General features: G+C 61.8%; 29 protein-coding genes. 10 read left to right on the top strand and 19 right to left on the bottom strand.

Annotated elements, in window-relative coordinates:
• Positions 1–2 precede the first annotated feature (2 nt).
• The 3 genes from NKJ46_RS02935 to NKJ46_RS02925 all read left to right on the top strand — a co-directional run bounded on the left by NKJ46_RS02935 (position 3) and on the right by NKJ46_RS02925 (position 3908).
• Positions 3–1799 carry an ABC transporter ATP-binding protein gene (locus NKJ46_RS02935; RefSeq protein WP_502903352.1) on the top strand — a complete coding sequence of 599 codons (1797 nt, stop codon included), beginning with the start codon at positions 3–5 and terminating at the stop codon, positions 1797–1799.
• Positions 1800–2871: 1072 nt separating this feature from the next.
• Entirely contained in the window at positions 2872–3093 is a 222-nt protein-coding gene (locus tag NKJ46_RS02930; protein ID WP_352661657.1) for a hypothetical protein, read from the top strand.
• Between the two features lie 110 nt (positions 3094–3203).
• The gene (locus NKJ46_RS02925; protein ID WP_352661655.1) at positions 3204–3908 is read left to right on the top strand and encodes an SOS response-associated peptidase; all 705 of its coding nucleotides are present in this window, start codon (positions 3204–3206) and stop codon (positions 3906–3908) included.
• Here the strand turns inward: NKJ46_RS02925 and NKJ46_RS02920 are convergent.
• Both NKJ46_RS02920 and NKJ46_RS02915 read right to left on the bottom strand, forming a co-directional pair.
• Positions 3905–4165 (bottom strand): hypothetical protein, encoded by a 261-nt coding sequence (locus NKJ46_RS02920; RefSeq protein WP_352661652.1) that lies wholly within the window; start codon positions 4163–4165, stop codon positions 3905–3907. The genes NKJ46_RS02925 and NKJ46_RS02920 overlap by 4 nt on opposite strands.
• Positions 4166–4168: 3 nt before the next feature.
• A complete protein-coding gene (locus NKJ46_RS02915; protein WP_352661649.1) occupies positions 4169–4429 on the bottom strand; it encodes a hypothetical protein in 261 nt (86 codons plus the stop codon).
• Positions 4430–4564: 135 nt separating this feature from the next.
• Here NKJ46_RS02915 and NKJ46_RS02910 point away from each other — a divergent pair, with 135 nt between their 5' ends.
• Both NKJ46_RS02910 and NKJ46_RS02905 read left to right on the top strand, forming a co-directional pair.
• Positions 4565–4744 (top strand): hypothetical protein, encoded by a 180-nt coding sequence (locus tag NKJ46_RS02910; protein ID WP_352661646.1) that lies wholly within the window; start codon positions 4565–4567, stop codon positions 4742–4744.
• A gap of 111 nt (positions 4745–4855) precedes the next feature.
• A complete protein-coding gene (locus tag NKJ46_RS02905; RefSeq protein WP_352661643.1) occupies positions 4856–5899 on the top strand; it encodes a hypothetical protein in 1044 nt (347 codons plus the stop codon).
• A 16-nt stretch (positions 5900–5915) separates the two neighbouring features.
• Here the strand turns inward: NKJ46_RS02905 and NKJ46_RS02900 are convergent, their stop codons facing one another.
• From NKJ46_RS02900 to NKJ46_RS02850, 10 genes are all read right to left on the bottom strand, one after another.
• On the bottom strand, positions 5916–7526 hold the full coding sequence (locus tag NKJ46_RS02900; RefSeq protein WP_352661640.1) for an RNA-directed DNA polymerase: 1611 nt from the start codon (positions 7524–7526) through the stop codon (positions 5916–5918).
• A 515-nt stretch (positions 7527–8041) separates the two neighbouring features.
• A complete protein-coding gene (locus tag NKJ46_RS02895; protein ID WP_023677295.1) occupies positions 8042–8191 on the bottom strand; it encodes a hypothetical protein in 150 nt (49 codons plus the stop codon).
• 3 nt (positions 8192–8194) lie between these two features.
• Positions 8195–8524, bottom strand: coding sequence for a DUF2934 domain-containing protein (locus tag NKJ46_RS02890; RefSeq protein WP_352661637.1), 330 nt, complete (start codon positions 8522–8524; stop codon positions 8195–8197).
• 127 nt (positions 8525–8651) lie between these two features.
• A complete protein-coding gene (locus NKJ46_RS02885) occupies positions 8652–9287 on the bottom strand; it encodes a BA14K family protein (RefSeq protein WP_352661634.1) in 636 nt (211 codons plus the stop codon).
• A 166-nt stretch (positions 9288–9453) separates the two neighbouring features.
• Positions 9454–10215, bottom strand: a complete 762-nt coding sequence (locus NKJ46_RS02880; RefSeq protein WP_352661631.1) for an ABC transporter ATP-binding protein — start codon at positions 10213–10215, stop codon at positions 9454–9456.
• A gap of 41 nt (positions 10216–10256) precedes the next feature.
• Positions 10257–11255, bottom strand: coding sequence for an ABC transporter substrate-binding protein (locus NKJ46_RS02875; protein ID WP_352661628.1), 999 nt, complete (start codon positions 11253–11255; stop codon positions 10257–10259).
• A gap of 57 nt (positions 11256–11312) precedes the next feature.
• Positions 11313–12161, bottom strand: a complete 849-nt coding sequence (locus tag NKJ46_RS02870; RefSeq protein WP_352661625.1) for an ABC transporter permease — start codon at positions 12159–12161, stop codon at positions 11313–11315.
• 40 nt (positions 12162–12201) lie between these two features.
• Positions 12202–13566 carry an LLM class flavin-dependent oxidoreductase gene (locus NKJ46_RS02865; RefSeq protein WP_352661622.1) on the bottom strand — a complete coding sequence of 455 codons (1365 nt, stop codon included), beginning with the start codon at positions 13564–13566 and terminating at the stop codon, positions 12202–12204.
• A 52-nt stretch (positions 13567–13618) separates the two neighbouring features.
• Positions 13619–14176, bottom strand: a complete 558-nt coding sequence (gene msuE / locus NKJ46_RS02860; RefSeq protein WP_352661619.1) for an FMN reductase — start codon at positions 14174–14176, stop codon at positions 13619–13621.
• Between the two features lie 576 nt (positions 14177–14752).
• Positions 14753–16045, bottom strand: coding sequence for an Nramp family divalent metal transporter (locus NKJ46_RS02850; protein ID WP_352661613.1), 1293 nt, complete (start codon positions 16043–16045; stop codon positions 14753–14755).
• A 238-nt stretch (positions 16046–16283) separates the two neighbouring features.
• Between NKJ46_RS02850 and NKJ46_RS02845 the strand changes: the two genes are divergently transcribed.
• Positions 16284–16589 (top strand): hypothetical protein, encoded by a 306-nt coding sequence (locus NKJ46_RS02845; RefSeq protein ID WP_023677305.1) that lies wholly within the window; start codon positions 16284–16286, stop codon positions 16587–16589.
• Between the two features lie 105 nt (positions 16590–16694).
• Here NKJ46_RS02845 and NKJ46_RS02840 read toward each other — a convergent pair whose 3' ends face one another.
• Positions 16695–17549 carry an aldo/keto reductase gene (locus tag NKJ46_RS02840; RefSeq protein ID WP_352661610.1) on the bottom strand — a complete coding sequence of 285 codons (855 nt, stop codon included), beginning with the start codon at positions 17547–17549 and terminating at the stop codon, positions 16695–16697.
• 229 nt (positions 17550–17778) lie between these two features.
• Here NKJ46_RS02840 and NKJ46_RS02835 point away from each other — a divergent pair, with 229 nt between their 5' ends.
• The 4 genes from NKJ46_RS02835 to NKJ46_RS02820 all read left to right on the top strand — a co-directional run bounded on the left by NKJ46_RS02835 (position 17779) and on the right by NKJ46_RS02820 (position 20155).
• A complete protein-coding gene (locus NKJ46_RS02835; RefSeq protein ID WP_352661607.1) occupies positions 17779–18414 on the top strand; it encodes an ankyrin repeat domain-containing protein in 636 nt (211 codons plus the stop codon).
• Positions 18415–18558: 144 nt separating this feature from the next.
• Positions 18559–18948 carry an ArsR/SmtB family transcription factor gene (locus NKJ46_RS02830; RefSeq protein ID WP_352661603.1) on the top strand — a complete coding sequence of 130 codons (390 nt, stop codon included), beginning with the start codon at positions 18559–18561 and terminating at the stop codon, positions 18946–18948.
• Positions 18945–19478 (top strand): SRPBCC family protein, encoded by a 534-nt coding sequence (locus tag NKJ46_RS02825; protein ID WP_352661600.1) that lies wholly within the window; start codon positions 18945–18947, stop codon positions 19476–19478. Before NKJ46_RS02830 ends, NKJ46_RS02825 begins: the two co-directional genes overlap by 4 nt.
• Before the next feature lie 101 nt (positions 19479–19579).
• Positions 19580–20155, top strand: a complete 576-nt coding sequence (locus NKJ46_RS02820) for a dihydrofolate reductase family protein (RefSeq protein WP_352661597.1) — start codon at positions 19580–19582, stop codon at positions 20153–20155.
• Positions 20156–20265: 110 nt separating this feature from the next.
• Here NKJ46_RS02820 and NKJ46_RS02815 read toward each other — a convergent pair whose 3' ends face one another.
• The 6 genes from NKJ46_RS02815 to NKJ46_RS02790 all read right to left on the bottom strand — a co-directional run bounded on the left by NKJ46_RS02815 (position 20266) and on the right by NKJ46_RS02790 (position 26023).
• Positions 20266–21066 (bottom strand): class I SAM-dependent methyltransferase, encoded by an 801-nt coding sequence (locus NKJ46_RS02815; protein ID WP_352661594.1) that lies wholly within the window; start codon positions 21064–21066, stop codon positions 20266–20268.
• 151 nt (positions 21067–21217) lie between these two features.
• Positions 21218–22129 (bottom strand): DUF930 domain-containing protein, encoded by a 912-nt coding sequence (locus NKJ46_RS02810; protein ID WP_352661591.1) that lies wholly within the window; start codon positions 22127–22129, stop codon positions 21218–21220.
• A 183-nt stretch (positions 22130–22312) separates the two neighbouring features.
• Positions 22313–23062, bottom strand: coding sequence for a glucose 1-dehydrogenase (locus tag NKJ46_RS02805; RefSeq protein WP_352661588.1), 750 nt, complete (start codon positions 23060–23062; stop codon positions 22313–22315).
• Between the two features lie 47 nt (positions 23063–23109).
• Positions 23110–24114, bottom strand: coding sequence for a sugar-binding protein (locus tag NKJ46_RS02800; RefSeq protein WP_352564173.1), 1005 nt, complete (start codon positions 24112–24114; stop codon positions 23110–23112).
• Positions 24115–24165: 51 nt separating this feature from the next.
• Complete coding sequence (locus tag NKJ46_RS02795) at positions 24166–25227, bottom strand: ABC transporter permease (protein WP_023677317.1); 1062 nt, start codon at positions 25225–25227, stop codon at positions 24166–24168.
• Positions 25228–25282: 55 nt separating this feature from the next.
• Complete coding sequence (locus tag NKJ46_RS02790; protein WP_352661585.1) at positions 25283–26023, bottom strand: ATP-binding cassette domain-containing protein; 741 nt, start codon at positions 26021–26023, stop codon at positions 25283–25285.
• Positions 26024–26081 lie beyond the last annotated feature (58 nt).

Genomic DNA, 26081 nt, shown 5'->3' with positions numbered 1-26081 from the left:
TCATGCGAATGATGCCGCCTAGCCTGCCGATGCTGCGCCGTGCGCTCGGGCAAAAGCAGTTGCGGCTGCTTCCCGCCGTGGTGGTGCTCGGGCTGCTCAGCGCCGCGCTCGAAGGTTTTGGTATCGGCCTGATCATCCCGTTGCTGAACATAATCATGGGGCAGGGGCAGACCGGCATGGCCGGCTTTTCCGCCGTCTTCCAGCATGTCGGAGCGAGCCTGAGCGAGCGCGACCGGCTGATCGTCATATCGGTCGCCATCCTCGGCTCGATCGTTCTGAAGAACCTGTTCGCCTACGCCAACACGCTGCTGACCACCTTCATCTACGGCAAGGCCAGTCATTCGATTCGCAGCGCGCTGTCGGAGCAGCTGCTTAGGGTAGGCTACCCGTTCTTTCTGCAGCAAAGCCCTGGACGGCTGCTCAACATCATCTCCAACGAATCCTGGCGGGCGTCGGATGCCATCCAGATCACGCTTGGGGCAATCGTCAACGCATCGGCCGCAATCATCCTCCTGACCTTCCTGCTGCTCCTGTCGTGGCAGATGACGCTGCTGGTCACGCTGGGCCTGGCGCTGGTGCAGGTCGCGCACGCCATGCTGTCGGCCAATCTGAAGGCGCCGAGCCGCAGCGTCGCCTCCCGCAACAGCCAGCTCGCATCGCAGATGCTGCATCTGGTGCATGCCGGGCGGCTGATCCGCATTTTCGGCCAGGAGCAACGCGAGAAGGCGGCCTTCGACCAGGCATCGGATGCGGTGCGCCGGGCGGCGTTCGTGCTTTTGACGCGCCAGGGGGCGTTGCCGCCGCTGACCGAGGTTCTGCACGCCATGCTGTTCCTGGCGGTGGTGATCGGCGCCTGGTTCGCCAATGTCAGCTTCCCGTTGATCGTCGCCTTCGTCATTCTGCTCTACCGGCTGCAGCCCTATATGCGGTCTTTGCAAATGGCCTGGAGCCAGCTGCAGGGCCTGAGCGGATCGCTTGAAGAGGTGACGTGGATGCTGGACCCATCCGGCAAGCCCCAGCCGCCGCAAGGCGACGCGGCGTTCCCCGGGCTCAGCCAAGGCATCAAGTTCGAGGACGTCACCTTTACCTATTCCGGCCCCGATACCGGCGAGGAACAGCGCGCGGTGGTGCTGCATGCGGCGAGTTTCGACCTGCACAGCGGCCGCTCGACCGCGCTGATCGGCCGGTCGGGCGCCGGCAAGACGACGATCGTCAATCTCCTGTGCCGCTTCGTCGAACCGGATAGCGGCAGGATCCTCGTCGATGGATCGCCTCTCGACCGGATCGACCCCAGCCAATGGCGACAGCACATCGCGCTCGCCAGCCAGGAGCTGGAACTGGTCGACGGCACGATTTTCGACAACATCATCTACGGCCAGGACGCGGCCTCGGCCGACGACGCCGAGCGCGCGGCAAAACTGGCCGAAGCGCATGGCTTCATCGAGCAACTGCCGCAAGGCTACAGGACCGTTGTAGGCTACCGCGGCGTCAACCTTTCAGCCGGACAGCGGCAGCGGATCGCGCTGGCCAGGGCCCTGGTGCGCGATCCCGATATCCTCATCCTCGACGAAGCCACCAATGCGGTGGACGGCCTGTCGGAAGCAGCAATCGTCGAGACGCTGAAGTCGCGCGCCGGCCGCCGCACCACCATCGTCATCAGCCATCACCGCAGCACCATCTCGTTCTGCGACGACGTGGTGATCCTGAGCCACGGCCGGGTGAAGAAGCAGGCGCCGTTCGCCGCGCTGGCGACGCTCAGCATGGACGAGCTTTACCAGCACGAGGCGCTGGAAGGCTGAGGGCGACCCCGCTGCGCGCATTCTGGCCGTCGTGCCGGATGCAAGGCCAACCATCTCAGGGGCGAGGAGCCCTCCGCCATGCCTCTCTGCAGGATTTCTGGGATGATGAGTGATCCAGAGCTTACCCGCTTTGCATCTGGAGCGTACGGAACCAAGGGTCCGCCTGCCAAATCCAGCTATGGCAGGCAGACCCTAATCAGCGCATGAAGGGACTGATTCTGCGCCGATCTCTCCTCGAGGAGGTGACGCCATCAACTGAAAACGGCCGCAGTTGTTCCCGACGCCGGCCGTACACGAGACCATTGCGCAGGCAGGTCAGACTTAGGTCCTATAAACGGGCATCGCTGGCTGTGAGTGAACATCGGATCGGCTCGGTGGTAGCGAAACTCGGCCGGAGGTCGACGCAGCCATTGGTTCCGAGGCATGACCGGCTCGGCGCTGATCATGGGCGGCGATCGATCCCCGCACGACTGATGCGGAGGGGCACTTGTCCTGCGGAATACGCATCCACCGGCGCCAAGTGAAGTTGTCCAAGCGGTACGGGCTCAGCGGTCGTCAAGCTGTTGCTAATATGCAGCACAGGCAGTGCTCTATGAACGGCGTCGCTTGGAACCGCTACCTCCGGCCAACCGTTAGTGTCACAGTGACAAACTAAAAAGTGAGGCTGAGGATGGACCCGCTGCAAAACAACACGTTGGAGATCTGGTGTCTTGCGGCCGTTCCGCTGTCGCTGCTCCTTACGGTGCTATTGGCCGGATTTATTCTTTAGCCGAACCCAACGAGGCCGGCTTGCGGACCGGGCCTGGAAGATGAAAATGACGGCCATTAGGCACGCTAGGCGTCGCGGACACCCCCGTGGCGCCAGGCCGTGGCAGGCTTTTCCAACGTTGCCATCATAATCGGCTCTTTCGACCGGTCCGGTCCGCGGCGATTGCTCGCGGCCCGTTGCGAGGGCGAGCATCCGAGCTCGTACGTTTTTTACACAATCTCTGATTGGTGGACTCGCCCGCCGCCATCGACGTTAATTTTGCGTTAGCGACTGGAGGGGGGAGATCGCTAAGGGAGGAAGAAAATGAAAGAAAACTACGATCTGACGATCGACTACGACGACGACGAACCTTACGACAACAAGCCTTACGATCTAGCCACATTCGCAAGGAAGCACGGGCTCAACATTCGAGCCGCCGAGCTTCTTCTTTTCGCCAAAGGCCCGTCTCGAGCGGCCTGCGATGCCGCGGCGAGGGCTTTTCTGGCGGCGGTAGCCGCACAAGCCATGAGACAATCGGCGCGGTAGGTCTCACAAACATTGCTGACACGGCCTGCCGTGTCAGCAACCCAACGGACAGCGCTGGAAATTCCGGGCCGTTTCCAACAAGATGCGTGAGCATCCGGGAACGGCCTGAAATGTGCAATCTTTACAATATCACGACCAGCCAGGAGGCCATCCGCCAGTGGACACGCGCCCTGCGTGACATCCTTGGCAATCTCGAACCCTCCATCGACATCTATCCCAACCAGCCAGGCCCGGTGGTGCGCAACGCGCCGGACGGCGAACGCGAATTGGCCAATCTGCTGTGGGGCATGCCGACGCCACTGGAGCGGGTGAAGGGCAAGGCCGACTACGGCACCACCAACATCCGCAATCCGCAATACGGCCATTGGCAGCAATATCTCGGCATCGAGAACCGCTGCGTGGTGCCCGTCACCAGCTTCGCCGAGCCCAGCCCGACGCCCGGCGACAAGGACCCCGAGACCGGCATCCAGCGCAACTACTGGTTTGCACTCGGCGAGGACCGCCCGCTGTTCTTCTTTGCCGGTCTGTGGACGCATTGGCAGGGCATTCGCAAAGTCAAGGACGGCCCCGGCGATCACCAGGTCTATGGCTTCATGACGACCAGGCCCAACGCGCTGGTCGCGCCGATCCACGAGAAGGCGATGCCGGTGATCCTGACCACGCCGGAAGAAACCGAGACCTGGCTCACCGCGCCGTGGTCGGAGGCGAGGCACCTGCAGCGCACGGCGCCCGATGATGCGCTGGTGATCGTCGACAAGCCGGCGACACAGATCAAGTTTCCGCAGCAGGCGCCGGCGCAAGGCTCATTGTTTTAGCGCTTGAATTTCTGCAGCACCCAGATGTAGCCCTTGGGCGGATGGTCCTGGTCGATGAACTGCGTCCTCACCGTCGTGTCCTTGCGGCTGCATCGCTTGCACCTGAACCTGATCGCTTCCAGCGGCTTGTTCCAGCCCACCACCTGGGCCACGTCATTCGCCCTGAAGCGCCCGACATGATAGCAGTGGCCGCACTCCACGATAAGCAGCATGTTGGCCTTGGCGGCACGTCCAACGCTGTCCATCGGCCCGGCCATGGCTCATTTCTGGGTCGAGTAATCCTCGGGCAGGGGAAGCAGGCCAAGCTCCGCCATCCGATAATCGGGCTCCTTCTCCGCTACGCTGGCCAGCACCTCGTGCAACTTCTCGACAAGCCCGCAAAGCTGCCAGAACAGCTCGCCATGCGCCTTCAGATGCAGCTGCGACGACAGCACCGTCCGGCGCAGGCTCAAAGCGTCCCTGATGATCGCCTCCGCATCCCTCGCCGACAGCCTGTCAAACCGGCTTTTTCGTCTGCCCATCGCGGCTCTCCTCGATTTGTGAGCAACCGCCCCACCCACTGACAAATAGGAAGGCATTCCTCGCAGAGTCAATTCGCTCTTGACATTTTTGTTCCCGTTTTGTTCAATTTCAACAGGAACGCTGGAGGCACCGCCATGGACCACATCGTGACACTGGACAGCCGCCAGGAGGCTGCGCTGCAGGCAATCGCCGACAGGTTCATTGCCCAGCATAAGGGCGATGCGGTGAAGGCGCTCAAGGAGATGATCGTGCTGAATGGGAATTTGCAGGAACGGCTGGATGCGGTGGAGGGAGCGCGCCGGGCGAAACGGTAAGATGGGGAAAATGGCCAAAACTCAATCTAAAAAATTGCTCGACTGCTATACGATTCTAGCGAGCGGCAACTCGCCGATCGAACGTTCTAATCTTACTATGGGGCTTTTGGGGTGTTCAGTAAAAAAACTGTTTTTATAGTCGGTGCCGGCGGCAGTCGCGAGGTCGGCTTGCCCATGGGCGAGGAACTCAAAGGCATCATTGCAGAGAAAGTGCGAATACAATTCAAGAATGGCTATGAACAATCGGCGGGCGACTTTACCATAAGCGACGCGCTTCGCAAAATAGTTGCCGCTACTGGAAAAAATGACATCAACCCTTATCTTCACGCGGGTTGGAGCATTGCCGATGGGATGCCGCAGGCCCCCTCAATCGACAATTACCTAAACACCCACAGCGACGACGAGAAGGTCGTGCTTATGGGCAAGCTCGGGATCGCCATGTCGATCCTGCACGCCGAAAAAGGGAGCAAGATTTTCTGCAACCCTCAGGTGAGCGATAGAATCCTCTTCGGCAGCATACCTGAAAGCTGGCACGCAACCTTTTGCAAGATTCTGATGGAAAATGTGAAGCGTTCCAACATTGAAAATATGTTCGACGATGTGGCTTTCATAACATTCAACTATGATCGCTGCATCGAGCATTATCTAGCTCAGGCGCTGGCCAACTACTTGCGTATGCCACACAATGAGGCACAGGCCTTGGTGAACCGTGTCAATATCATTCATCCCTACGGACAGGTTGGTAGGCTGCCGTGGCAAACAAACGCCGGACAAGGTGTGCCGTATGGGGCGCTACCGCACTCAGCAAACCTTGTAGAAATAGCCGCTCAGATAAGGACATTCACCGAGCGCGTGGACGATGACACGATGCTTGAGCGAATGCGCGGAGTTATCGCGGAAGCCGAAATGGTCGTTTATTTGGGCTTTTCCTACGGCGACATGAACATGGAACTGATGAGCATCCGAGAGGAAGTTACGCCAAGGCACGTACTCGGCACCAGCTTTGGACTGTCCCATTCCAATAAGCGCGTCATTGAGAGGGACATCCGCAACGCCATGGGGCCAACCTCAATCGCCGTCACGAGCCTCGAGCTAGCGGACATGACCTGCAATGATCTTTTGAACGCCTACCAGCGGTTTATATTGCGTGGGTAATGCGCCGCTGGAGAGCCTAGAGGGACGTGCACACAGGCTCATGCGGCTCCGAAAGTAACTGGTGCAGTGTGCCGTGACGGTCCTTCAGCCAAGCGGCATATGTGGCTGCAAATGGGGTAGTGAGCTGCGGCAGCGCGACCGCCAGCCAGTTTTTGTATTCGTCTAAGGGCAAACACATCCCCGCCATTAGAGCGGCTGGCTTGTCCCATTCGCTAAGCGAGCCGAGCTGCGTCTTAAGTGCTCGGAAATATGCACGGTCGTTCGCCAGACCCCGGAAAAAGAAATTCGAACGACGCTCGATTATGCTCCTGTTGAAATCGTAGGACTGCCAGTCGGAAAGAGAAACCGGCAGTGAGCCGTCAACAAACAGATTCAACAGCCACGATCTGACATAAGCAAGGTCCGAATAGGGTGACATAGCAAGCAACGCTATAACCCTGGCCTTTACGAGCTCGGCAGGGAAATTATCCTGCTTTGACGCCGCGCTCAGGGCGAGGCAATACTCGCGGGGTACATAATAAAGCAGGTCAGCATGCTTATCGAGCAGTCGGACTGCATCGATGTCTGGCAAGAACCGAAGCGCCCGGAGGATGGCCTTGAAAACCGACAGATCGGCGCCTTTTTTGTCACCTATCTCATCCAGCCTATCCAGTAAAAATTCTGCCGAAATGAACGGATTCGTGATAATGTCCTCGTCCTCTGGCTCGTCATCGTCGCCATAGCTCAAGGTTATAAAGGCCCGCATCTTTTCCATCTCAGCGGTGGTGAACACGTCTTGCAGGCGCGCCTTCGAAGAACGCTCCATCTCTTTGACTGTCGTCAACTTCGTTTTCGTCACATTCAAGGACAGCCCCTCGGTGACCATTAGATGTTCAGCAAGCCGACACAGGATGGAATGAGCTTCCATCCCGGCAGGTACAGCAATGCGAAAATCATCCACGTATCTGGTGAATTTGACGCCCATGTTCTTCAAGAGCATGTCTGTATCGTTCAGCAGACATTCAGCTAGCAGGCGCGAAGCGGTGCTCCCGACAGGCAGGCCGTAGGACTGCCTGGCACGGGTTGTCTTAATTATCTTCTTCACCAGATCAGACGGCCCCTTGGGGCATCCAGCATCCTGCAGGACATTCTCAATCCGGTGAAAGTATATCCGCTGATAGAAGTCGGAAATATCAGTAACAATCGCTGGACGATCCTCTGCAAACGGATTCTCTGGTCCACTCAGTCCGGAGAGATGAGCCAACCATTGGTGATAGCCGCGCGCGGGCTCAAATATCCTTAGAGACTCGCCTTCAGAGAAACGATAAGCAAACGCCTCGTTTTCATCCTTCGGAAGTCGAGCCGATTCTAGGTAAGGAGCACAATCCAGAAGCCCAGCAAGGTAGATTACGTTATCGGATGCAGTAAGCTGGTGGGCAATCCTGAACCCGAGCCACGATTTGGGGGTCAGGGTTTCTACAACACCGACCGGCATGTATTGTCCGATGTTTAGATTTTCGCAGTCTTTGGCGATGGTCCCGGGCCGCTCGAGAAAGCATCGCATCTCAGGTAGGCGCGGAAAGAGGTCGGTATCTCCAAATGATCCCAAGTGATTGATCGCGCGCCGAACGCTCGCCTCGGAAATCATTGAGCTACCCCCCGAAATAAGAAGCGGACTATAAGACGGTGATTTTGGGAGAGCAAACACGCCCACGCGAGCGCGAGCGGGTCATGTCTAGATGCCCGACAGCCGCGCGCCTATCTATCAGCGCCCGCCTACTCGCACTGCCTGTGGGGCCGCCGGAATAGGGCTGATAGCTGTTGTCTCCCGGCCGATAGGAGCGCTAGCGGCTGAAGCAATATTGCACGTGGTGGGGCGGAAGCCAGGCGGCGCCGGCTTCCTGCGACGGAACCTAGCCGTCCATTGGCAACGTGTCGCTCGCTTCGACATAGCTGGCGCCATCGTCGGGAGGCTGTGCGGCGCAGCGCCGGCATCGAGATACGGCGAGATGCAGGGGCGCTGCTCTCTACTGTAGGGCGTGTAGTGGTCGTCGCTTGGCCTGTAGCAGCGGTAGTGGCTTCGCGACGGCTTGTTGCGGCTGGATTCACGTTCCGCCAGCCATCCGGCGCAACTGCTTGGCGGGCACCGGCCACCAACGCCCCTCAATGCCTCTTGAAATACTGCACCTCGCGTTCGTGCTTCTCGGCGGCCTCGCGGGTATCGAAGGTGCCGAGATTGCGGCGCTTGCCGGTCTTTTCGTCCTTCTTGCGCGAATAGAGGCGATATTTTCCGTCTTTGAGTTTTCTGATCATCTGTCACTCCCCGAGCCGCTGCTTCCCCTTGAGGTTGCGCGCGGCTTGTTCGATCGCCGCCCTGTCGTTTCCCAGCCTGTCGATCAGCTCCTGCGCCTGTTTGCCCGATATGCCGGTGCGCACCGCCAAAGCCTCCACCGTCAACACGTCGGAGCTCGCGACCTCGCGGGTTTCCGGCAGGGCATCGCCTGCCGTCAGTGGCAGGGCTGCCTCCCTGTCGATCTCGGCCTCGGCCCGGTGCCAGTGCCGCTCGGGATCGCCATGGATTCCGCCTTCGCGTTCCCAGATCTGGTATGCGCGCTCACGAATCTTGTCTTCCCGGTCGTCGCCCATGTTGATTTCTCCTTTGGGTATCGGATGAACGCCGTGCCAACCCGAACGATCCAAGAAATCTGCGTGATCGTTGGGTGGGGTCGCACAAGGCGCCATGCACTGCGGTCGCCAGCCACCCCGGCCCGCGCTACTCGCACTGCCGGCGCGGCCCGCCGGAGTAAGGCTGATAGCTATTGTCTTCCGGCCGATATGACCGGTAGCGGCTGAAGCAGTATTGCATATGGTCGGATGAGAACTCGGCGGCGCCGGGTTCGTCCGATGGCGGGTAGCCCTCCACCGACGACGTATCGCTCGCCTCGACGTAGCTGCCGTCATCGGTGATGTCGAGATAGGGCGAGATGCAGGGGCGCTGTTGTCCGCTGTAGGAAGTGTAGCGGTTGTTGTCCGGCCGGTAGGAGCGATAGCGGCTTGCGCACCATTCGACATGAGCGGCGGGCAGCGCTTGCTGCTCTTCCGCTGGTGGCTGGATAGAGCCGGTGGCGGTGGTGTCGGCTGTCGAAGCCGCGGGGGTGTCGGCGGGTTTGGAGGTGCGGTCAACTTCCGAGGTGCGAACGGGAGCCGGGCGGGCCGGGAGGCGTTCGAGGCGCTGCGAGGCCGGGTTTACCGGGCGCGGATCCTTGGCCCACAGTTCGACGACGCTGGAGACCGGGGCGGCCGGCCGCACCGGCTTGGCTATCAGAAGCCAGGTGGCGAACGCCAGGCCGCTGGCGAACACGGCGAGCGTCAGCACGAAGCCGCCAAAGATTGCGAACAAAGCTTTCATACCGCGCTCCTTCGCCCCCCGGTTAAGGAAATGCGGGGGCGGGGAATCCGGTTCCAGGAAAGAGCGCGGGGCAGGGGCACTCAAAGGAAGGCCCCTCTCCGTCTCGGCTTCGCCGAGACACCTCTCCCCGCTTCGCGGGGCGAGGAATCCAAGGCCTTTTATGCTTTCAGTGCAGGCCGAATTCGCGCAGCAGTTCTTCGCGGTAGCGCACGAAGCGGCTTTCGCTGCGCTCGCGCGGGCGGGGCAGGTCGATGTCGATCAGCCGCGCCGCGCCGCCTTTCTCCTTGGGCAGGATCAGCACGCGGTCGGCGAGGTAGATCGCTTCCTCGAGGTCGTGCGTCACCATCACCATGGTGACGTTCTCCTCGCTCCAGATGCGCGCCAGTTCCTCCTGCATTCCGATCTTGGTCATGGCGTCCAGCGCGCCCAGCGGCTCGTCGAGCAGCAGGATTTCGGGCTGCACGGTCAGGGCGCGGGCAATGCCGACGCGCTGCGCCATGCCGCCCGACAGTTGCCTTGGGAAAGCATCGCTGAATTCGGCGAGGCCGACGAGCGCGATATAGAAGCGCGCCCGTTCCTCGGCCTCGACCTTCGGCACGCCGCGCACTTCGAGGCCGAAGGCGACATTGCCGAGCACCGTCAGCCAGGGCAGCAGGCGCGGTTCCTGGAAGATCACCGCGCGCTCGGCACCGACGCCGTGCACCGGCTTGCCGTCGATGGCGACACCGCCGCTGTCCGCGGCCTCCAGCCCGGCAAGAATGCGCAGCAGCGTGGTCTTGCCCGATCCGCTGGCGCCGACGATGACCAGGCATTCACCCGAGCGGATGTCGAGGTTGAGGGTCCTCAGCACGGCAAGCGAACGCCCACCGATGCTGAACGATTTGGACAGGTCGCGTATCCTGACCTCACCGCCGCTTGTGCTGCTCATCGTGCTCGTCTCCCAGCTGATTGCCTTGCCGGTTGGCCTTGTCAGTTGGTCTTGGTTTCGCCGGGCCGGTAGAGGATATCCGCTGCCTTCAGCTTACCCTTTGCCAGGCGGCCGTCGCGCTCGAGCACGCTGACCCAGAAGTCGATGTCGCGGTCCGTCGCCTTGGCCCCCTGGCGCAGCCCGAAGCCGGTCCAGTAGCGCGCCAGCTCGCCGTTTTCGCCGCGCTTGTCGAGGATTGTCGCGAGCACTTTGCGCGCTTCGTCGGGGTTCTGCAGCGACCAGTCGGAGGCGCGCGCCGATTGCTCGACGAAATTGCGGGCGGCGTCGGGATGCGCCGCGATGAAGTCGCGCCTGAGCACGACGAAGCCGCCGGCCAGTTCGCCCAGCACGTCGGTGTCGTTGAACACGCCACGCACGCCGCCATTGTCGACCAGGGCGCCGGCAAACGTCGCCTGCCAGTAGCCGAGAGCCGCGATGTCGACCTGGCGGGAGCGCAAGGTCTGCTCGAGCTGCGGTCCGGGGACGACGACGAGATTGGCGGCATCCGGCGATAGGCCGACGCTGTGCAGCGCCTCGCGCACGGTGTAGTCGAGATGGGCGCCGAGCGTGTTGACGGCGATGGTCTTGCCGGCAATGTCGGCGATCGATTTGATCGGGCTGTCGTCGAGCACGTAGAAGACGCTGCGCACCTTGCTGTTGATGCCGTTGCTCGGATAGACGGCGACGAAGTCGTTGCCGCCGGAAATCGAATTGATCACGGCGGCGGTCGCGGCCGAGCCGATATCGACGCTGCCGGAGGCGAGCGCGAACAGTGATTCCGGGCCGCCGCCGGAATAGCCGACATTCTCGACCTCGATACCGAGGCCTTTGAAATAGCCGAGCTCGCCGGCCAGCTCATGCGGAGAGATGCTGCCACGGCTGGCGAGGGAGCGGAACTTGACGGGTTCCGCTTCGGCAAGGGCCAAGCGCGGCAGGCCGGCGGCGAGAAGGCCGGCGGCGAAGGGCGCGCCGGCAAGCAGGGAACGGCGGGTGATTTTCATGATGCGTGTCTTTCCTGATTTGAGTTCTGCCTGGTTGAGATTGGTAAAAGCGGGTGGTCAGTCGACGGCATTGCTCCAGCGGCAGAGCCGCCGCTGCAGGCTGACCAGCGCCTGGTTGGCGATCAGGCCGAGGCCGGCGAGGATGACGATTGCCGCAAACATCAGCGGGATCTGGAAGTTGTACTGCGCGTTCATCACCTGAAAGCCGATGCCCTTGTTCGCGCCGATCATTTCGGAGGCGATCAACAGCAGCAGCGCCGTGGTGGCGCTGAGCCTCAATCCGACAAAGATCGACGGCACGGCGCCGGGCAGCACGACACGGTGGAAGACGGTGAGCTGCCTGGCGCCATAGACCCGGGCCATCTCCAGCAGTTTCGGATCGACCTGCTTGACGCCGCCGATGGTGTTGAGCAGCAGCGGAAACAGCGTCGCCCAGAAGATGACGAACACCTTGGACGCCTCGCCAAGCCCAAGCAGCAGGATGAACACCGGATAGAGCGCCAGCGCCGAGGTCTGGCGGAAGACCTGCAGGATGGGATCGAGCGCGGTCTCGACCGCGCGCACCTGGCCCATGAACAGGCCAAGCGGGATGGCGACCAGCACGGCGGCCGCGAAGGCGAGACCGGCGCGCTGCAGGCTGATGGCGATGTCACCGAGCAGAGTGCCGCCGGCCAGCCCCTTCCAAAGTGCCGCGACAATCGTATCGATCGGCGGCAGCACGGCCGTATTGACCCACCCGGCGCTGCTCGACACTTGCCAGATTGCGAGGAAAGCAATGAGGACGCCGTAGCGCGACAGGAAGCGGATGCCTGCCCGGCCGCCGTGGCGCAGGAAGTCCGTGCCGAGGCTTGTCGTGCTGTCACGCGTGCCGAGGCTGGCGGCCTGTTCGATGTGCTGCAAGGTCATCGTCTTGCCTCTCGCTTCGAGGGTAGTGGGCTTCGTGGAATTATTCGGCGGCCAGCACGGCCGAGCGGGCGGCGGTCCACGGGTTTTCCGGCCGCCTGAGGCCGAGATTCTCGCGCAGGGTCCTGCCTTCATAGGCGGTACGGAACAGGCCGCGGCGCTGCAGTTCGGGGATCACCAGCTCGACGAAGTCGTCGAGCCCGCCGGGCAGCCAGGGCGGCAGGATGTTGAAGCCGTCGGCGGCTTCGTTGCCGAACCATTCCTCCAGCTGATCGGCGACCTGCACAGCACTGCCGATGACGGTGTAATGGCCGCGGGCCGTTGCTACCCACTGGTAGAGCTGGCGGATGGTGAAGTTGTGCTCGTCGGCAATCTGGCGGATCAGCGCCTGGCGGCTCTTCATGCCTTCGGTTTCCTTGCTCGGCGGCAGCGGGCCATCAAGCGGATAGCCCCTGATGTCGAGCGTCTGGCCGGCCAGCCCATTAAGCAGGGCGACGCCGTCATCGGGCAGGATGAGATCGTTCAGCTGCTGGTATTTGGCGCGCGCTTCTTCTTCGGTGCGGCCGACGAAGGGTGCCACGCCCGGCATGATCAGCACCTGCTCGGGATCGCGGCCGACGGCCGTCACGCGCGCCTTGATATCGCGATAGAATTCCTGTGCCGACGCCAGGTTCTGATGGGCGGTGAAGATGACTTCCGCCGAGTGGGCGGCGAGCTTGCGGCCGTCTTCCGATTGCCCCGCCTGCACCACCACCGGGTGCCCCTGCACGGGGCGTGGCACGTTGAGCGGACCCTTAACGCTGAAATGCGGGCCCTTGTGGTCGATGTCGTGAAGCTTGTCCTTGTCGTAGAAGCGCCCCGATTCCTTGTCGCGGATGAAAGCATCGTCCTCCCAGCTGTCCCACAGCGCCTTGACCGTCTCGACATGCTCATGCGCGCGGGCATAGCGCTCGGCGTGGGCAGGCTGCGTCTCACGATTGAAGTTGCGCGCGGTTTCGTCGCCGGCCGAGGTAACGACGTTCCAGCCGGCCCGGCCATTCGACAGAAGGTCGAGCGAGGCGAACTTGCGGGCGAGCGTATAGGGCTCCTCATAGGTGGTCGAGGCGGTGGCGATGAAGCCGAGATGCGTGGTGAGCGGCGCCAGCGCTGCAAACAGCGTTACCGGCTCGAAGCCGGCGATCTTGGCGTTGCCGCCTTCGCGGGCGCCGAGCCCGACCGTCAGATTGTCGGCCAGGAAATAGGCGTCGAACAGGCCGCGCTCGGCGGTCAGGGCAAGCTGCTTGTGGAACTCGAAATTGGTGGCGCCGTCGGCCGGCGCATCGGGGTGACGCCAGGCGGCGATATGCTGTCCGCCGCCGGGCAGGAAGGCGCCAAGTTTGATTTGCCTGGATTTGGTGGATCTGGTCATCGCGGCGTGCTCCTGGATGGATCGGAAAGGGGATCTCGGGTCAGTGGTGCGTTCAGGCGGCGAGGCCGACGCGATGGGGCACTCCGGTTACCCGGCATGCCTCGGCGACCGCCTGCCGGGCGCGGGCGTGGATGGCTTCCGACACCAGCACGCCATTGGCAAAATCCTTGTCGGAGGCGTAGATCGCGGTCGGCACAGTCAGCGCCTCGAAGAAGCCGAACAGCGGCCGCAACTGGTGCTCGACGATCAGCGAATGGCGCTCGCCGCCGCCGGTCGCGGCGAGGATGACGGGCTTGCCCCGCAGCGATGACGGATCGAGCAGGTCGAAGAAGTGCTTGAAAAGCCCGGTATAGCTGCCTTTGAAAGTCGGCGAGCCGGCCACCAGGATGTCGGCGCCGAGCAGCCGTTCGACGATGTTGCGCGCCGCCGGGTCGAGGTCGCCGAGGCGCCTTGCCTGCGGCAGTGACGCGCCAAGATCCTCGATGTCGAAGACGGCCGAGGCCGCGCCGATGCTTTCGGCGGCTTGCCCGACGATGTGGCTGACGAACGCCTTGGTCTTCGAGGGCCGGGTCAAATTGCCCGACAGCCCTACAACGAGCTTCTTCGACATTCCAGGCTCCCTCTCAAACGCTCAATTTTTAAGATCTTGGGTCTAGCGATCTATTTTAAGTCTAGAGAGTTTGTAGAATTAAAAGAGCGAGAAAATTTCAAAAGCAGGGGGATGAGCGAACTGAGTTTGCGGCACATCGCCCGCAATTGGTTCATTCCATGCGGCGTAGCGCGCCGGCGCAGCGCATCGACCAGCGATGCAAAGGCCTGGCAGCACCTTGTCCCGCGGGCTCAGTGAGTCAGGCCAATTTGATTCAAATCCGGCTGTGGATATTTGCTTTTGGGTAAAATGAGGCGGTCATCTTGCCGGCCGGCGGGCAACAGGGAGAAGCCTATGACAAGCGACTTTGCCGCCGCACACCTCCACCTCGAACGAGCCTGCCATTATTTGAGCGGCGACGACGAGACGAGCCGCACGGCTCGTGCGGCTCTGGATCTCCTGATCGATGCAATTGTCGCGGCGCAATACAAGCGGCCCACGGGCGACGTTGTGGAATTTCCAAGACCGGCAAAGCTGGGACAATCCGCAAGCGGGAACGGGTAATCCAACCGGCGGCGTCCCTTTGCTTCCGCCCGATCACATGAACCAGGTTGCCACCAGGCCGATCGTCGCCGAGAAGATGGCGGCGGTCGTTGCCCAACCGAGTATATTGGTGCTGCGGCTGTTCACCTGGTCCCCCATGATCCTGTGGCTGTTCGTCATCAGCATGATGAGCAGCAGCAAGGGCGGCGTCGAGAAGCCTTGAACGATGCCGGACCAGACCAGCGCCTTCATCGGATTGAAGCCGAGAAAGTTCAGGCCAGCGGCGATCGCCGTAAAAAAGCCGATGGCGAGATAAAATTTGGGGGCCTCCCGAGCCCGGGCGTGCAGGCTGTTTTTCCAGCCGATGGCTTGTGCCACGTCATAGGCAGCGCCGGTGGTCATGACAGGAACCGCTAGGAAACCGACGCCGATCACGCCTGCTGCGAACAGGACGCTTGCGGCCTGGCCGGCGAGCGGGCGCAGCGCCTCCGCGGCTTGCGCAGCCGTGTCGATATCGTGATGGCCCGCCTTGTAGAGCGTAGCACCCGTCGACAGGATGATGAAATACATGATGAGATTTGAAAACATCATGCCGATGAGGATGTCCCGGCGAGAGCGACGGAGTTCGCTGTCGGTGGCGCCCTTCCTTTGGCTGAGCGTTGTCCGGCCCTGGGCAATCTCCTCCTCGACCTCCTCATTGGACTGCCATGTGTAGAGATAGGCGGACAGCGTGGTGCCGATGATGGCGACCAGGATCGACAGGAACTCGCGGTTGAATTCGATCTTCGGAAGCAGCGTTCCGCGCAGCACTGCCGCGGCGTCCGGCTTGGCCAGAATGGCGGCACCGACATAGGCGAGCAGCGCCAGCGCCAGCCAGCGAAAGATGTTGCGGATCAAAGTATAGGAGCCGAAGACCTGGAGAGCGAAGATGATGGCAGCGACGAACAGCACGATCAGCGGGATGGGAAGCGGCACGAATATGTTGATCGCCGCCGCCATTCCACCAAGATCCGCCGCTGCCTCGATGGTGTTGCCGATAAGCACACCCAACAGCACCGACCAAAGCAGCCACCACGGGTAGAAGTCCTTGATGACGTGGAACAATCCGCGCCCCGACACCTGGCCGAGCTTCGACGACAGGTAGACGACCGCGTACATCATCGGCAACGTCACCGGAGCAGTCCAAAGCAGGTCGGGTCCGAAGCGGGCGCCGGCGCTGGCATAGGTGCCTATCGCGGAACAATCGTCGTCGGCCGCCCCGGTTATCAGTCCGAGGCCGAGCGCTCGTCCTATGCCGCCTTGCCTCTCCTCCGGTGGGATGGAACGATCGGAACCGGCCTGCCTCATTGCGACCGGACCGGGTTGCGAACGAACGACGCGGCCCGCCATGCAACAATGGTAAGGATCGGTCGCGGCGCTGGTCTCATTTTGCTTTCCTTCAACAACTTGCCCAAACCCGGCGCGCCATGACTTGTTCCGCGACGACGGGGGCAGGGGTTTTGCCTCAGGCAAGAAAGTTCAGGTTGACCGCTTCCGAACGCGAAGCGACTATCGGTGCGAGGCGAAGATTGCAGGAGGAAGTGCAATGGACGAGCCCGGTCAGTGGCGCCACATGTCGAGCGCGCCAAGGGACGGCAGCAGAATCCTTGTCACGGTTCGGCCGTCCGAACAGGGTCCGGCCGAGGTCGACATGGCTTACTGGGCCCGCGCCGATCAGTTCGGCAGCGAAGGCTGGCGCGCTTCCGATTCGTCTCCAGGACGCATCGTCGAATATGCCGAACCCGAACTGAAGTGCTGGATGCCGCTGCCGTCGGCCAATCTCAGCAAGGGATCGATGCCGAGCCCCTGGGAAGGGGAAGATGTGCCGCTGGTGGATGGCTCGGGGATATAGGCTGGAGGAAAGGGTAGTTTTGATCGCTGGCGGGACAGCACCCCCCTCTGTCCGGCAGGACAGAGGGGGTGTGAAGGAATGCCAACGTCCCGGTTGGCCGCCTCGTTAGAACAAAAACGCAGCCGTGGCGGGGTTCGGGCCGGTGCGGCCGTCGGGCGAATCCATGCCCCTGATAAGCTCGAGGTCCTTCGCTTCCAGCTCGAAATCGAAGACATCGAAATTGGCGGCGATGCGATCCTGGTGGATCGACTTTGGAATGACGATCAGCCCTTCCTGAAGGTGCCACCTGACGATCGTGTGCGCCACCGACTTGCTGTGTTTCCTGGCGACGCTTTCAAGCGTCGGATCGCTCAACAGTCGGCCGCTGCCCAACGGGCTCCAGCTCTCGATTCGGATGTTGTGCCTGTCATGGAATTCGCGTTTGTCACGCTGCTGGAAGCGGGGGTGGAGTTCGATCTGGTTGACGGTCGGCGTGACGCCGGTCTCGCCGATGATCCGTTCGAGGTGGTCCTGGTTGAAGTTCGAAACGCCGATCGACTTGATCCGGCCTGATTGCCTGAGTTCGATCAGCGTCTTCCAGGCCTCGACATATCTGTCCCGGCTGGGCACCGGCCAATGGATCAGGAACAGGTCGATCTGCTCGATGCCGAGCTTGCTCATCGTCTCGTCGAACGCGCGCAAGGCGGCGTCGCGCTGATGTGCGCCGTTGCGCAGTTTCGAGGTGATGAACAACTCGCTTCTCGGCACGCCGGCCGAGCGGATTGCCTGCCCGACACCTTCCTCATTCTGATAGCCTTCGGCGGTGTCGATCAGTCGGTAGCCGGCCTCGATTCCCCAGCGCACCACCTTGGCGGTGATGGCTGGATCGACCTGCCACACGCCGAGGCCGATTTGCGGAATGGCGGAGCCGTCGTTCAATCTGATTTGTTCAGGTCTATTCAGGGTAATCTGTTCAGGCATGTTCAGGTCCTTCTGCATCGTTCCGCCCGGCGCACGCTCTATCTAGTCTGGATGGCCGCGAAAGCCAGTCGATATCAGGAGAATGTGAGGAGACGGACGTGAAGCGCTGATCCTCCGCTTCGGGCCGACAGCTCTCTGTGACCCACGGACTCCAGGGAACTCTATACAGGACGACCCCGCTGTCGCGGATTCTGTGGTATTCTGTGGACTATCCGAGGAGGCGACTGCGTTGACCAACAGCTTGGAAGCCGAAGGGGCAAGAGACTGGTCGCCCCTGCTGATCGCGGCAGAAAAAGGCGATGCGGAGGCGGTTCGATCGGAATTGGCGGCTGGCGCCGACATCAATCAGTCGGACGACGGCGGCTGGTCTGCACTTCACCTTTCAGCCCTCAATGACCGCACAGCGGTGGTCGAGGTGCTGATCGAAGACCCGGAAATCGACGTGAATTCCAGAAACAAGTGGAAGAGCACGCCCTTGAGCCTTGCGTCGGCCAAGGGACATTACGCGTGTATCTCAGTCCTCATGAGACACCCCCGAATAGAGGTCAACGCGCGAGCTGACTACTACGGCAGAACGGCTCTTATCGAGGCGGCGAAGAACGGGCATCTCGAAGCCGTCAGGTTGCTCGTGGAGAATGGCGCGGAAGTAAACCTGACCGACAAGACGGGGAGAAACAACGCGCTCATCGAGGCTATCAAGGGGCGGCACTACGAGATCGCGGAATACCTGCTGGATTCTAGGAAAGTGAGCTTTGTCAACAAGGAGATGAGGCTAAACGCCCTGATCTGGGCTGGCAGCTGCCACAACCCTCAGCTTATCGAAAAGCTGGAAACCGCGATCCACAGTTTCTTCGACGGCAAGTAAGGGCCTCGCCCTTACTGTCGCGGGGCGCGTCCGTACCTCCGTCACGTCGACACGCTCGATCGCGCAAACGGCCCCGCGGCGCTTCCCACGAATTATTCAACCAAACGGTTGACGATCCGAAGCTGCGCGTCTATATTCAACTACATGGTTGAATTAGAGACGCCTCAGATGGATGCGGTTTTTCACGCCCTTGGCGACGCCACCCGGCGGCACATGCTTCGCGATCTCGCCGATGGCGAGAAAACGGTAAGCCAGCTGGCGGAACCCTTCGCGATGTCGCTCGCGGCCGCCTCCAAGCACATCAAGACGCTGGAGAATGCAGGGCTTATTCGTCGAGAGGTGCGGGGCCGCACGCATCTGTGCCGACTAGCTCCCGGACCGCTGGCCAGCGCCCATCAGTGGCTCAGCTTCTACGAGCGCTTCTGGACGGGGCGTCTCGATGTTCTCGAACGCCTCCTTCGCGAGGAGGACGCACGCAAAGCCCAGGAAGAGCCCAGGAAATCGCCCAACTCAGAAGAAGGAGACGAGCAATGAACCAGATGAGAAGCATCGACGCCTATGGCGAGCTGAGCGAGCCCGCCACGTTCACCATCCAGCGCCTTTTGCCCGGACCCATCGAGCGCGTCTGGGCCTATCTCACCGAGAGTGACCTGCGCCGGCAATGGATGGCCGCGGGCCAGATGGAAATGAAGGCGGGCAGCTCGTTCGAATTGGTCTGGCGCAATGACGAGCTGACGGACCCGCGTGGCCAGCGCCCCGCGGGCTTTCCCGAAGAGCATCGGATGGAGGGCCGGATCACCGAACTCGATCCGCCGCGCAAGCTTTCCATCACCTGGGGAAACACCGGCGGCGTCTCCTTCCTGCTGGAGCCGAAGGGGAGCGATGTGCTGCTCACCGTCGTCCATCGGCGCCTGCCGGAACGTGCAATCCAGCTCAACATCACGGCCGGCTGGCACATGCACCTCGACCTGCTGGCCGCCCGCCTGGCGGGCAAGACGCCGACCTCGTTCTGGGACGGCTGGACCCGCCTGCGGGAAGAATACGACCGCCGCCTGCCGGCCTGATGTGACTCGCGGCGGCCATCCCTGAGGTCGCCGCCAGCAACACGAAGCAACGATGAGCCGATGAAACGTGCTTGCATCCCGCAAGCCTGATGGAGGAAGTCATGCGTAAATTGATCGCTGGAATGAAAATTTCCGTCGACGGCAAGATGGAGGGACCCGAGGGTTACGCCGATTGGGTCGACGCGTGGTCGGACGAATACGGCCTGACACCGCAAATCGACGCCTGCCTGCTTGGCAGCGTCATGTACGCCGGCTACGAGCGCTACTGGAGCGCCATCCAGCACGAGCCCGACAAGCCGCTGCCGATGACCGGCAAATTGCCGAAGCCGGCCGAGCTCGAATGGGCCCGCTTCGCCGCACAGACCCCGCATTATGTGCTGTCGAACACAATGACTTCGGCGGCCTGGCCAAAGACGCGCTTCGTGCGGAATTTCGAGGATATCGCTGCGCTCAAGCAGCAGCCCGGCAAAGACATCTACCTTATGGGCGGTGCCCGAATTACCGCGAGCCTTATCGATGCCGGGCTGGTCGATGAACTCAGGCTGATCGTCTATCCCCTGCTCGCCGGTGAAGGAAAGGCGCTGTTTGGGACGGCGAAAAATCGTCGTGGGCTCGAACTGCGCAAGGTCGAACAGCTGTCGCACGGCCGCGTCGGGCTGGTCTACGGGATCGGCTAAAGCGACGCGCCTTAGGTTCTTCTTTATGCACGTCGTTATCGCAAAACCGCCGCACACCCTCGGGTCAAGCCCGAGGGCATGCTTTTGCGCGACATCCATTAGCGCCGACGTCAGGCAACGATACCGCAGCAGGCCCAGGCGACATTGGCAAAGGACCTAGGGCCGTCGGGCCGGCCGGCCTCGTAGGCGTCGCGCATGGCGGCGTCGGTGCGCGCCCGCTCTTCCGGGTCGAGCGTGGCCACATACTTGCCGAGCGGCCCTTCGCCCGCGGCAATCGGCGCCCAGTAATCGTCGAAGTTTTGATAGTCCATGCGGATCATCAGCTCGGTCTCCGTGACGTCGCGGAGACCTTGCCCGACAAAGGTCCGTTTCATTTCACCCGGCTGCATCATCGGCTGGGCGCAATAGCGGGCACGCAGCTGGCGTCCGCCTTCACTGAGCACCGCCACCGTGTCGATCATCATGCGCATCCCCGGCATGCCGCCGAGATGGTCCCATACCGTCGCCGCGACCACGCCGCCCGGCCGCACGACGCGGCGCATCTCAGCGACTGCCTTGCCGGCTTCGGGCACGAAATGGAGCACGAGCAGCGCCAGGGCACGGTCGAACGCGCCGTCCTCAAAGGGCAGGGCGCAGGCATCCGCCTGACGGATTTTTATCCGCGGATCGGAGTTGCGCCGGATTGCCTCCTCGACAAAAACGGCCGAAAAGTCGATCGCAGCGACCTCACGGAGGTCAGCGGCCTTGACGAGCGCGAAGGTCAGGCTGCCGGTACCGCAGCCGACGTCGAGGATCTTTTCGCCGTCCTTGAGACCCGCGAAGCCGATGAACAGCGGCGCGAGCCTTTGGCTCCAGCGGCCCATGAGCTGCTCATAGCCGGCAGCATGGTGAACGTTGAAACTTGAAGTCATCGAAGGCTCCTCCCAAGGCCGTATGCTAGACTTCGGCGGCCGCTGACGAAAGCCACTTTTGGCGCGTGTTGGTTCGGTCACCCGGGGCGCGCGAAGACATCACCGGCCGGATTTGACGGCGCCGGCCAGCCAGCCTCCGTGCCTCGACCACCTATTCGGCGGGCAACCCGCGGCGTTTCAATTCGCTGCGCGGCACCGGATTTCCGACACGGAAGGCGAAGGAAATGACTTTCGTCGCGTCCGGATCGACCTCGCAACGAAAGCTCAGGTCGTACCACTGCCCGTTTGCAGGGAACGGCGCACTGGCGACGTTCATGACCGTGCCGGCCTTCAGCCGATACTCAAGCAAGCTGTCTGGGAAATAGGGAGGCGACGCGTGCACCAATTGCTGCGCGAGTTCCGTGTTGCAGAGCTGACCGATCCGCACGGCGCGCGGCACATTTTTCATGGCGGTTGTCGCTACCGGATCACCGGTTGCTGTTTGCGAGAACAATCTTTTCGCTTTTTCAAGCTTCAACGGCTTTTGCACTTTGGCGACATCCGCAGACTTGGGCTTCGGCGGCTGTGATGCGCCAGGCGGCGGAGCCTGGTCTTTCCCCTCGACCGCAGTCACGGCAGGTGGCTGCGCAAGATCTTGTTTATTGGGATCTTGCGGCGCCGGCGGTTGTTCCGAACCATCCTCCGCACTGTTGCCGTCCAGAGACTTGCGAGGACCGGCGTCCTTCTCACCGAATTGGAAGACAGGTATCTGCGCGGCGACCTCACGGCTCGTTGGGGTCTCGACCTTTGCTTTCGGCGGCTTTTCGGGCTTGGCCGGTTTCGCGGGAGGCGGAGGTTTGGCTTTCTCCGATGGTTTGGGCGGCGGCACCAGATCCACCCCGATGGCCTGCTCCTTCTGCGGTTGCGGGGGCGACACCGGCAGTGCGGACAAAAGAAGCGCGGCGGCGAGCAAATGCAGGACCGCGGAGGCAGGCAAGGCCCACCTGAATACCTGGCGCTGATCCCGTATCTCGTCCCTCATCGTGACCGGTGTGTGGAATGAAATATTGGCGGCATCAAGCATCGATGCCGCCAGACGTCGAAATAACCCGTTGCGAATCGAAAGTCGGCGGCTGCAATACGGCGCGTCATCCAATCGTCTGGCGTCGGCGTCCGCGCAGGGGACCGGGCCAGCACCGCATGCAGCAAGTCGTCATTTCAAGCGGCTAGCAGACACGCCCTGCCGGCACGGTGTCGCCGATTGAAATCACAGGGAAACCGATAGCCCGCCGTCGACCGCCAGCACGTGCCCGTTGACGTACGCGGCAGCGTCGGAGGCGAGAAATACCACGGCTCCGCCGAGCTCCTCAGGCTGGGCCCAGCGGCCCGCGGGGGTTCGTGCCTCGACCCATTTGGTGAAGGCTTCGTCGCGCATAAGTGCGGTGTTGAGCTCGGTGGCGAAATAGCCAGGGGCGATGGCGTTGACGGTGATACCGTGACGGCCCAGCTCAGCCGCAGTGGATCGTGTCAGCCCGTGCAGGCCCGCTTTTGCCGCCACATAGGCGTGAATGGTGGGACGGCCAAGGATCGCTGCGACCGATCCGGTGTTTATTATGCGCCCGAACTTGTTTGGCAGCATCAGGCGCACCGCGTCGCGCATCATGCGGAAGCAAGCCGACAGATTGACGGCAACCACATGGTTGAAATCCTCGTCCTCCCATTCGACCAGCGGTTTACGATGCTGGATGCCGGCGTTGTTGACCAGAATGTCGAGGCGGCCGTGGCGTTCGACGATTCCTTCGAGCGACGCCCTTGAGATCGCCGCGTCGGTGACATCGAACGGCAGGGCTTCTGCACCGATCCTTTCGGCGGCCGCGGACAGGGCGGCCATGTCGCGGGCATTGACGATCACCGTCGCGCCGTTTTCCGCAAGTGCCTTGGCCATGGCAAAACCAAGACCACGCGAGGCACCCGTGACCAATGCGACACGGCCCTTGAGCGAGAACAATTCCGGCATTGAGATCCCCTATGAAAAGGGCGGGAGTTTCCTCCCGCCCAAAAGCACTATTTGGCGACGCAGGTGTCGGCTGTCTCCGGAGTGCAGACATCGAGGCCCGTGTAGGTCGGGTCGGCCGGCGGAGCCTTGCCCTCCTTCATGTCCTTCAGCGCCATCATCGTCTTGTAGCCCATCTCGAACGGCCGCTGGCCGACCTGGCCAAGGGAGAAACCTTCCTTCATCTGGTCGATCTGTACCGGAAGCGTATCGGCAACGACAAGGGCCAGGGCCTTCGAGGCGATCTTGTCCTTGTACGGTGCGACGGCGGCGCGGTTGGCATCGGGGATGAACTGCGGGAAGCCGCCGGTTGGGACGAATGCGTCGAGGTTCGGGTTTTTCGCCATGATATCCTCGAACTGTTGCACCGAAAGCGGGAAATCATCGTTGGTGTAGAGCGGGCAGCCTTCGATTTCGGTCCAGCCGTTCTGGCCGGTCAGCCGATCCCCGGGCGAGGCTGCCGATTTGGTGCCCGAAAGCGTATCGCGAATGCCTTGCATGCGCTCGTTGTGGTTGGCCGCCGCGGCGCCGCCCGACTGGATGCAGATCGTGCCGCCTTTTGGCTTGATCTGCATGACAAGCTTGGCAAGGTTCACGCCGATCTCGTAATTGTGGGTCCCGATATAGGCAACGCGCAGATCCTTGTTTTCGGGCAGGAGATCGGAGTCCCAGGTGAGGACCGGGATGCCGGCATCCTTGGCGGCCTGCAGCGCAACCGCCATCGCCGCGGCGTTCGAAGGCGAGACGGCGATGCCGTCCACCTTCTTGGCCACGAGATCCTGCACGATCTGCACCTGCTCGTCGCCGCCGCCATGTTCGCCGGGGCCGATATACATGCACTCCACCGCGCCTTTGGATTCGGCTTCGGCCTTCTTGCAGCCGTCGCGTGCCTGGTCGAAGAAAGGATTGTTCATGTTCTTCGGCACCAGGGCAAAAGTGTATTTCGCCTGGGCGCCGGAAACGGCGAGCACCATTGCGCCAAGCGCGACGGCGGCCGTCAGCAGATGTTTTTTCATGTGACGTTCTCCTCCTTGGTGTGATCCCGCAAGCCTCCCGCCGGCGGGTTTCTAGCGGCGTTTTTTGGGCATCAAGACTGCTAGCGACGCGGCGAGAATCGATTTGCCGCCGGTTTGCATGCCCAAGAGAACCGCAAGAACGATGAAGGCGCCGACGAAGGCACCCTGCCAGTTTGAATCGATGCCGGCCATCAGCAGCGCATTCCTGATCACCTCGAGGAAGGCCGAACCGATGATTGCACCGAACGCCGTGCCGGCGCCGCCCATGAGGCTGGCGCCGCCAATGACCGTCGCGGCGATCACGCGCAGCTCATAGCCCTGGCCCATGGCATTAATGGCCGAGCCGTTATAGCCGAGGAGCAGGAGCGAGGCGAGAGCGGCGGTGAAAGCCGAGAAGACATAGGCCTGGAATTTGATCCAGTTGACCGGAACGCCGGTGAGCCGTGCCGCCTCTTCATTGCCGCCGATGGCGAAGAGATGCCGGGCCCAGGCTGTGAAGTTGAATACGAAGCCGACAATCAGGGCCAGGATCACCATGGTCCAGAATTGCGACGACAGTTCTGGTATCCAATGCGGTGCCCAGTCGTTCGGACCGTGCCGCGGCCATTTCCACTGACCGATTGCCTTCACGATCGGAGCATCGGGCCCGAACTGGTAGAGCATCTGGTTGGCCGAGAATACGACCGCCAGCGAGCGCGCCACGGACAGCATGCCGAGGGTGACCACAAAGGACGGCATCCCGACATAGGCGACAAAGAATCCGTTGACCGCGCCACAGGCCAGACCGGAGAAAAGACCCATGGCGAAGGCGACGTACCAGGGATAATGCCAGGTGAGGAACAGGCCGGCGACGATGACCACGAGACCCATGACGGAGCCGACCGACAGATCGATACCGCCGGTGATGATGACGATCGTCATGCCAAGTGCCATGATGCCGAAAGGTGCGAAATTGCGCGTCACATTGGCGACGTTTTCAGAGGTGCCGAAGCTCGGCTCCATCGCAGTCATCAACATGACGAGCGCGATGAGCGCGATCGTCACCCAGAAGGGCTGACTTGAAATCACGCGTTGGAGAACTGTTTTTTCCTTGGTCGGGACGAAATCCGACATGGCCGGCCGGCCATGTTCTTCGACTGAGCCCTGAACGCCAACTGACCCCTGAACACTATTCGCCACGGATGGCCCCCGTTATCAGTCCAGTGATTTCCTCGGGCGATGTTCTGTCGGCTGGCTTGTCGGCAACTTTCGAGCCCCGCCTGAGGACGATAATACGATCTGCCACGGCGAACACGTCAGGCATTCGGTGACTGATCAGCATGACGCCGACTCCTTGTGCTTTGAGGCGTCGGATCAGTTCGAGTACTTCCGCCACCTGGCGCACTGAGATGGCGGCGGTTGGTTCGTCCATCAGCACCAGCTTGGCATTTGAAAGCCGGGTCCGCGCGATGGCGACCGCCTGGCGCTGCCCACCCGACATCTTCCTGACGAGGTCGCGCGGCCGGGTTTCCGATTTGAGTTCCTTGAACAGCGCTGCCGAGCGATCGATCATCGCCTGCTTGTCAAGAATCCTGATCGGCCAGAAGCCCTTCTTGATCTCGCGCCCCAGAAAGACGTTCTGCGCGGCCGTCAGATTATCGGCGAGCGCCAGGTCCTGATAAACAACTTCGATCCCCTTGGCGCGGGCCTGCACGGGCTGGTGGAAGTGGCACACCTCGCCCTCGACCATAATTTCGCCGTCGCTCGGCGGGAAATTCCCGGCCACGGTCTTGACGATCGTCGACTTGCCGGCGCCGTTGTCCCCCATCAGACCAACGACTTCGCCTCGCTCCACCTGGAAGCTGACGTCGGTCAGGGCCTGGATAGCCCCGAAATTCTTGGAGACGTGGCGAACCTCAAGCACCGGCATCGCGGTCCTCCCGGGACAACATTTATCGGTCTTGTCCCTGGTCTATGCACAGCAGCTA

Source organism: Mesorhizobium sp. M0166, assembly GCF_040322255.1.
GTDB lineage: Bacteria > Pseudomonadota > Alphaproteobacteria > Rhizobiales > Rhizobiaceae > Mesorhizobium.
This window is presented reverse-complemented; position numbering and strand designations above follow the sequence as displayed.

Bases quoted from the DNA above. Each gene is read 5' to 3' on its own strand.
- NKJ46_RS02850 (WP_352661613.1), bottom strand. From the start codon at position 16,045: ATGAGGCAGGCCGGTTCCGATCGTTCCATCCCACCGGAGGAGAGGCAA.
- NKJ46_RS02880 (WP_352661631.1), bottom strand. From the start codon at position 10,215: ATGAGCAGCACAAGCGGCGGTGAGGTCAGGATACGCGACCTGTCCAAA.
- NKJ46_RS02925 (WP_352661655.1), top strand. From the start codon at position 3,204: ATGTGCAATCTTTACAATATCACGACCAGCCAGGAGGCCATCCGCCAG.
- NKJ46_RS02830 (WP_352661603.1), top strand. From the start codon at position 18,559: ATGGTTGAATTAGAGACGCCTCAGATGGATGCGGTTTTTCACGCCCTT.
- NKJ46_RS02845 (WP_023677305.1), top strand. From the start codon at position 16,284: ATGGACGAGCCCGGTCAGTGGCGCCACATGTCGAGCGCGCCAAGGGAC.
- NKJ46_RS02840 (WP_352661610.1), bottom strand. From the start codon at position 17,549: ATGCCTGAACAGATTACCCTGAATAGACCTGAACAAATCAGATTGAAC.
- NKJ46_RS02875 (WP_352661628.1), bottom strand. From the start codon at position 11,255: ATGAAAATCACCCGCCGTTCCCTGCTTGCCGGCGCGCCCTTCGCCGCC.
- NKJ46_RS02870 (WP_352661625.1), bottom strand. From the start codon at position 12,161: ATGACCTTGCAGCACATCGAACAGGCCGCCAGCCTCGGCACGCGTGAC.
- msuE (WP_352661619.1), bottom strand. From the start codon at position 14,176: ATGTCGAAGAAGCTCGTTGTAGGGCTGTCGGGCAATTTGACCCGGCCC.
- NKJ46_RS02935 (WP_502903352.1), top strand. From the start codon at position 3: ATGCGAATGATGCCGCCTAGCCTGCCGATGCTGCGCCGTGCGCTCGGG.
- NKJ46_RS02865 (WP_352661622.1), bottom strand. From the start codon at position 13,566: ATGACCAGATCCACCAAATCCAGGCAAATCAAACTTGGCGCCTTCCTG.
- NKJ46_RS02890 (WP_352661637.1), bottom strand. From the start codon at position 8,524: ATGGGCGACGACCGGGAAGACAAGATTCGTGAGCGCGCATACCAGATC.
- NKJ46_RS02820 (WP_352661597.1), top strand. From the start codon at position 19,580: ATGCGTAAATTGATCGCTGGAATGAAAATTTCCGTCGACGGCAAGATG.
- NKJ46_RS02810 (WP_352661591.1), bottom strand. From the start codon at position 22,129: ATGCTTGATGCCGCCAATATTTCATTCCACACACCGGTCACGATGAGG.
- NKJ46_RS02900 (WP_352661640.1), bottom strand. From the start codon at position 7,526: ATGATTTCCGAGGCGAGCGTTCGGCGCGCGATCAATCACTTGGGATCA.
- NKJ46_RS02825 (WP_352661600.1), top strand. From the start codon at position 18,945: ATGAACCAGATGAGAAGCATCGACGCCTATGGCGAGCTGAGCGAGCCC.
- NKJ46_RS02920 (WP_352661652.1), bottom strand. From the start codon at position 4,165: ATGGCCGGGCCGATGGACAGCGTTGGACGTGCCGCCAAGGCCAACATG.
- NKJ46_RS02895 (WP_023677295.1), bottom strand. From the start codon at position 8,191: ATGATCAGAAAACTCAAAGACGGAAAATATCGCCTCTATTCGCGCAAG.
- NKJ46_RS02795 (WP_023677317.1), bottom strand. From the start codon at position 25,227: ATGTCGGATTTCGTCCCGACCAAGGAAAAAACAGTTCTCCAACGCGTG.
- NKJ46_RS02790 (WP_352661585.1), bottom strand. From the start codon at position 26,023: ATGCCGGTGCTTGAGGTTCGCCACGTCTCCAAGAATTTCGGGGCTATC.
- NKJ46_RS02800 (WP_352564173.1), bottom strand. From the start codon at position 24,114: ATGAAAAAACATCTGCTGACGGCCGCCGTCGCGCTTGGCGCAATGGTG.
- NKJ46_RS02910 (WP_352661646.1), top strand. From the start codon at position 4,565: ATGGACCACATCGTGACACTGGACAGCCGCCAGGAGGCTGCGCTGCAG.
- NKJ46_RS02885 (WP_352661634.1), bottom strand. From the start codon at position 9,287: ATGAAAGCTTTGTTCGCAATCTTTGGCGGCTTCGTGCTGACGCTCGCC.
- NKJ46_RS02815 (WP_352661594.1), bottom strand. From the start codon at position 21,066: ATGACTTCAAGTTTCAACGTTCACCATGCTGCCGGCTATGAGCAGCTC.
- NKJ46_RS02930 (WP_352661657.1), top strand. From the start codon at position 2,872: ATGAAAGAAAACTACGATCTGACGATCGACTACGACGACGACGAACCT.
- NKJ46_RS02915 (WP_352661649.1), bottom strand. From the start codon at position 4,429: ATGGGCAGACGAAAAAGCCGGTTTGACAGGCTGTCGGCGAGGGATGCG.
- NKJ46_RS02805 (WP_352661588.1), bottom strand. From the start codon at position 23,062: ATGCCGGAATTGTTCTCGCTCAAGGGCCGTGTCGCATTGGTCACGGGT.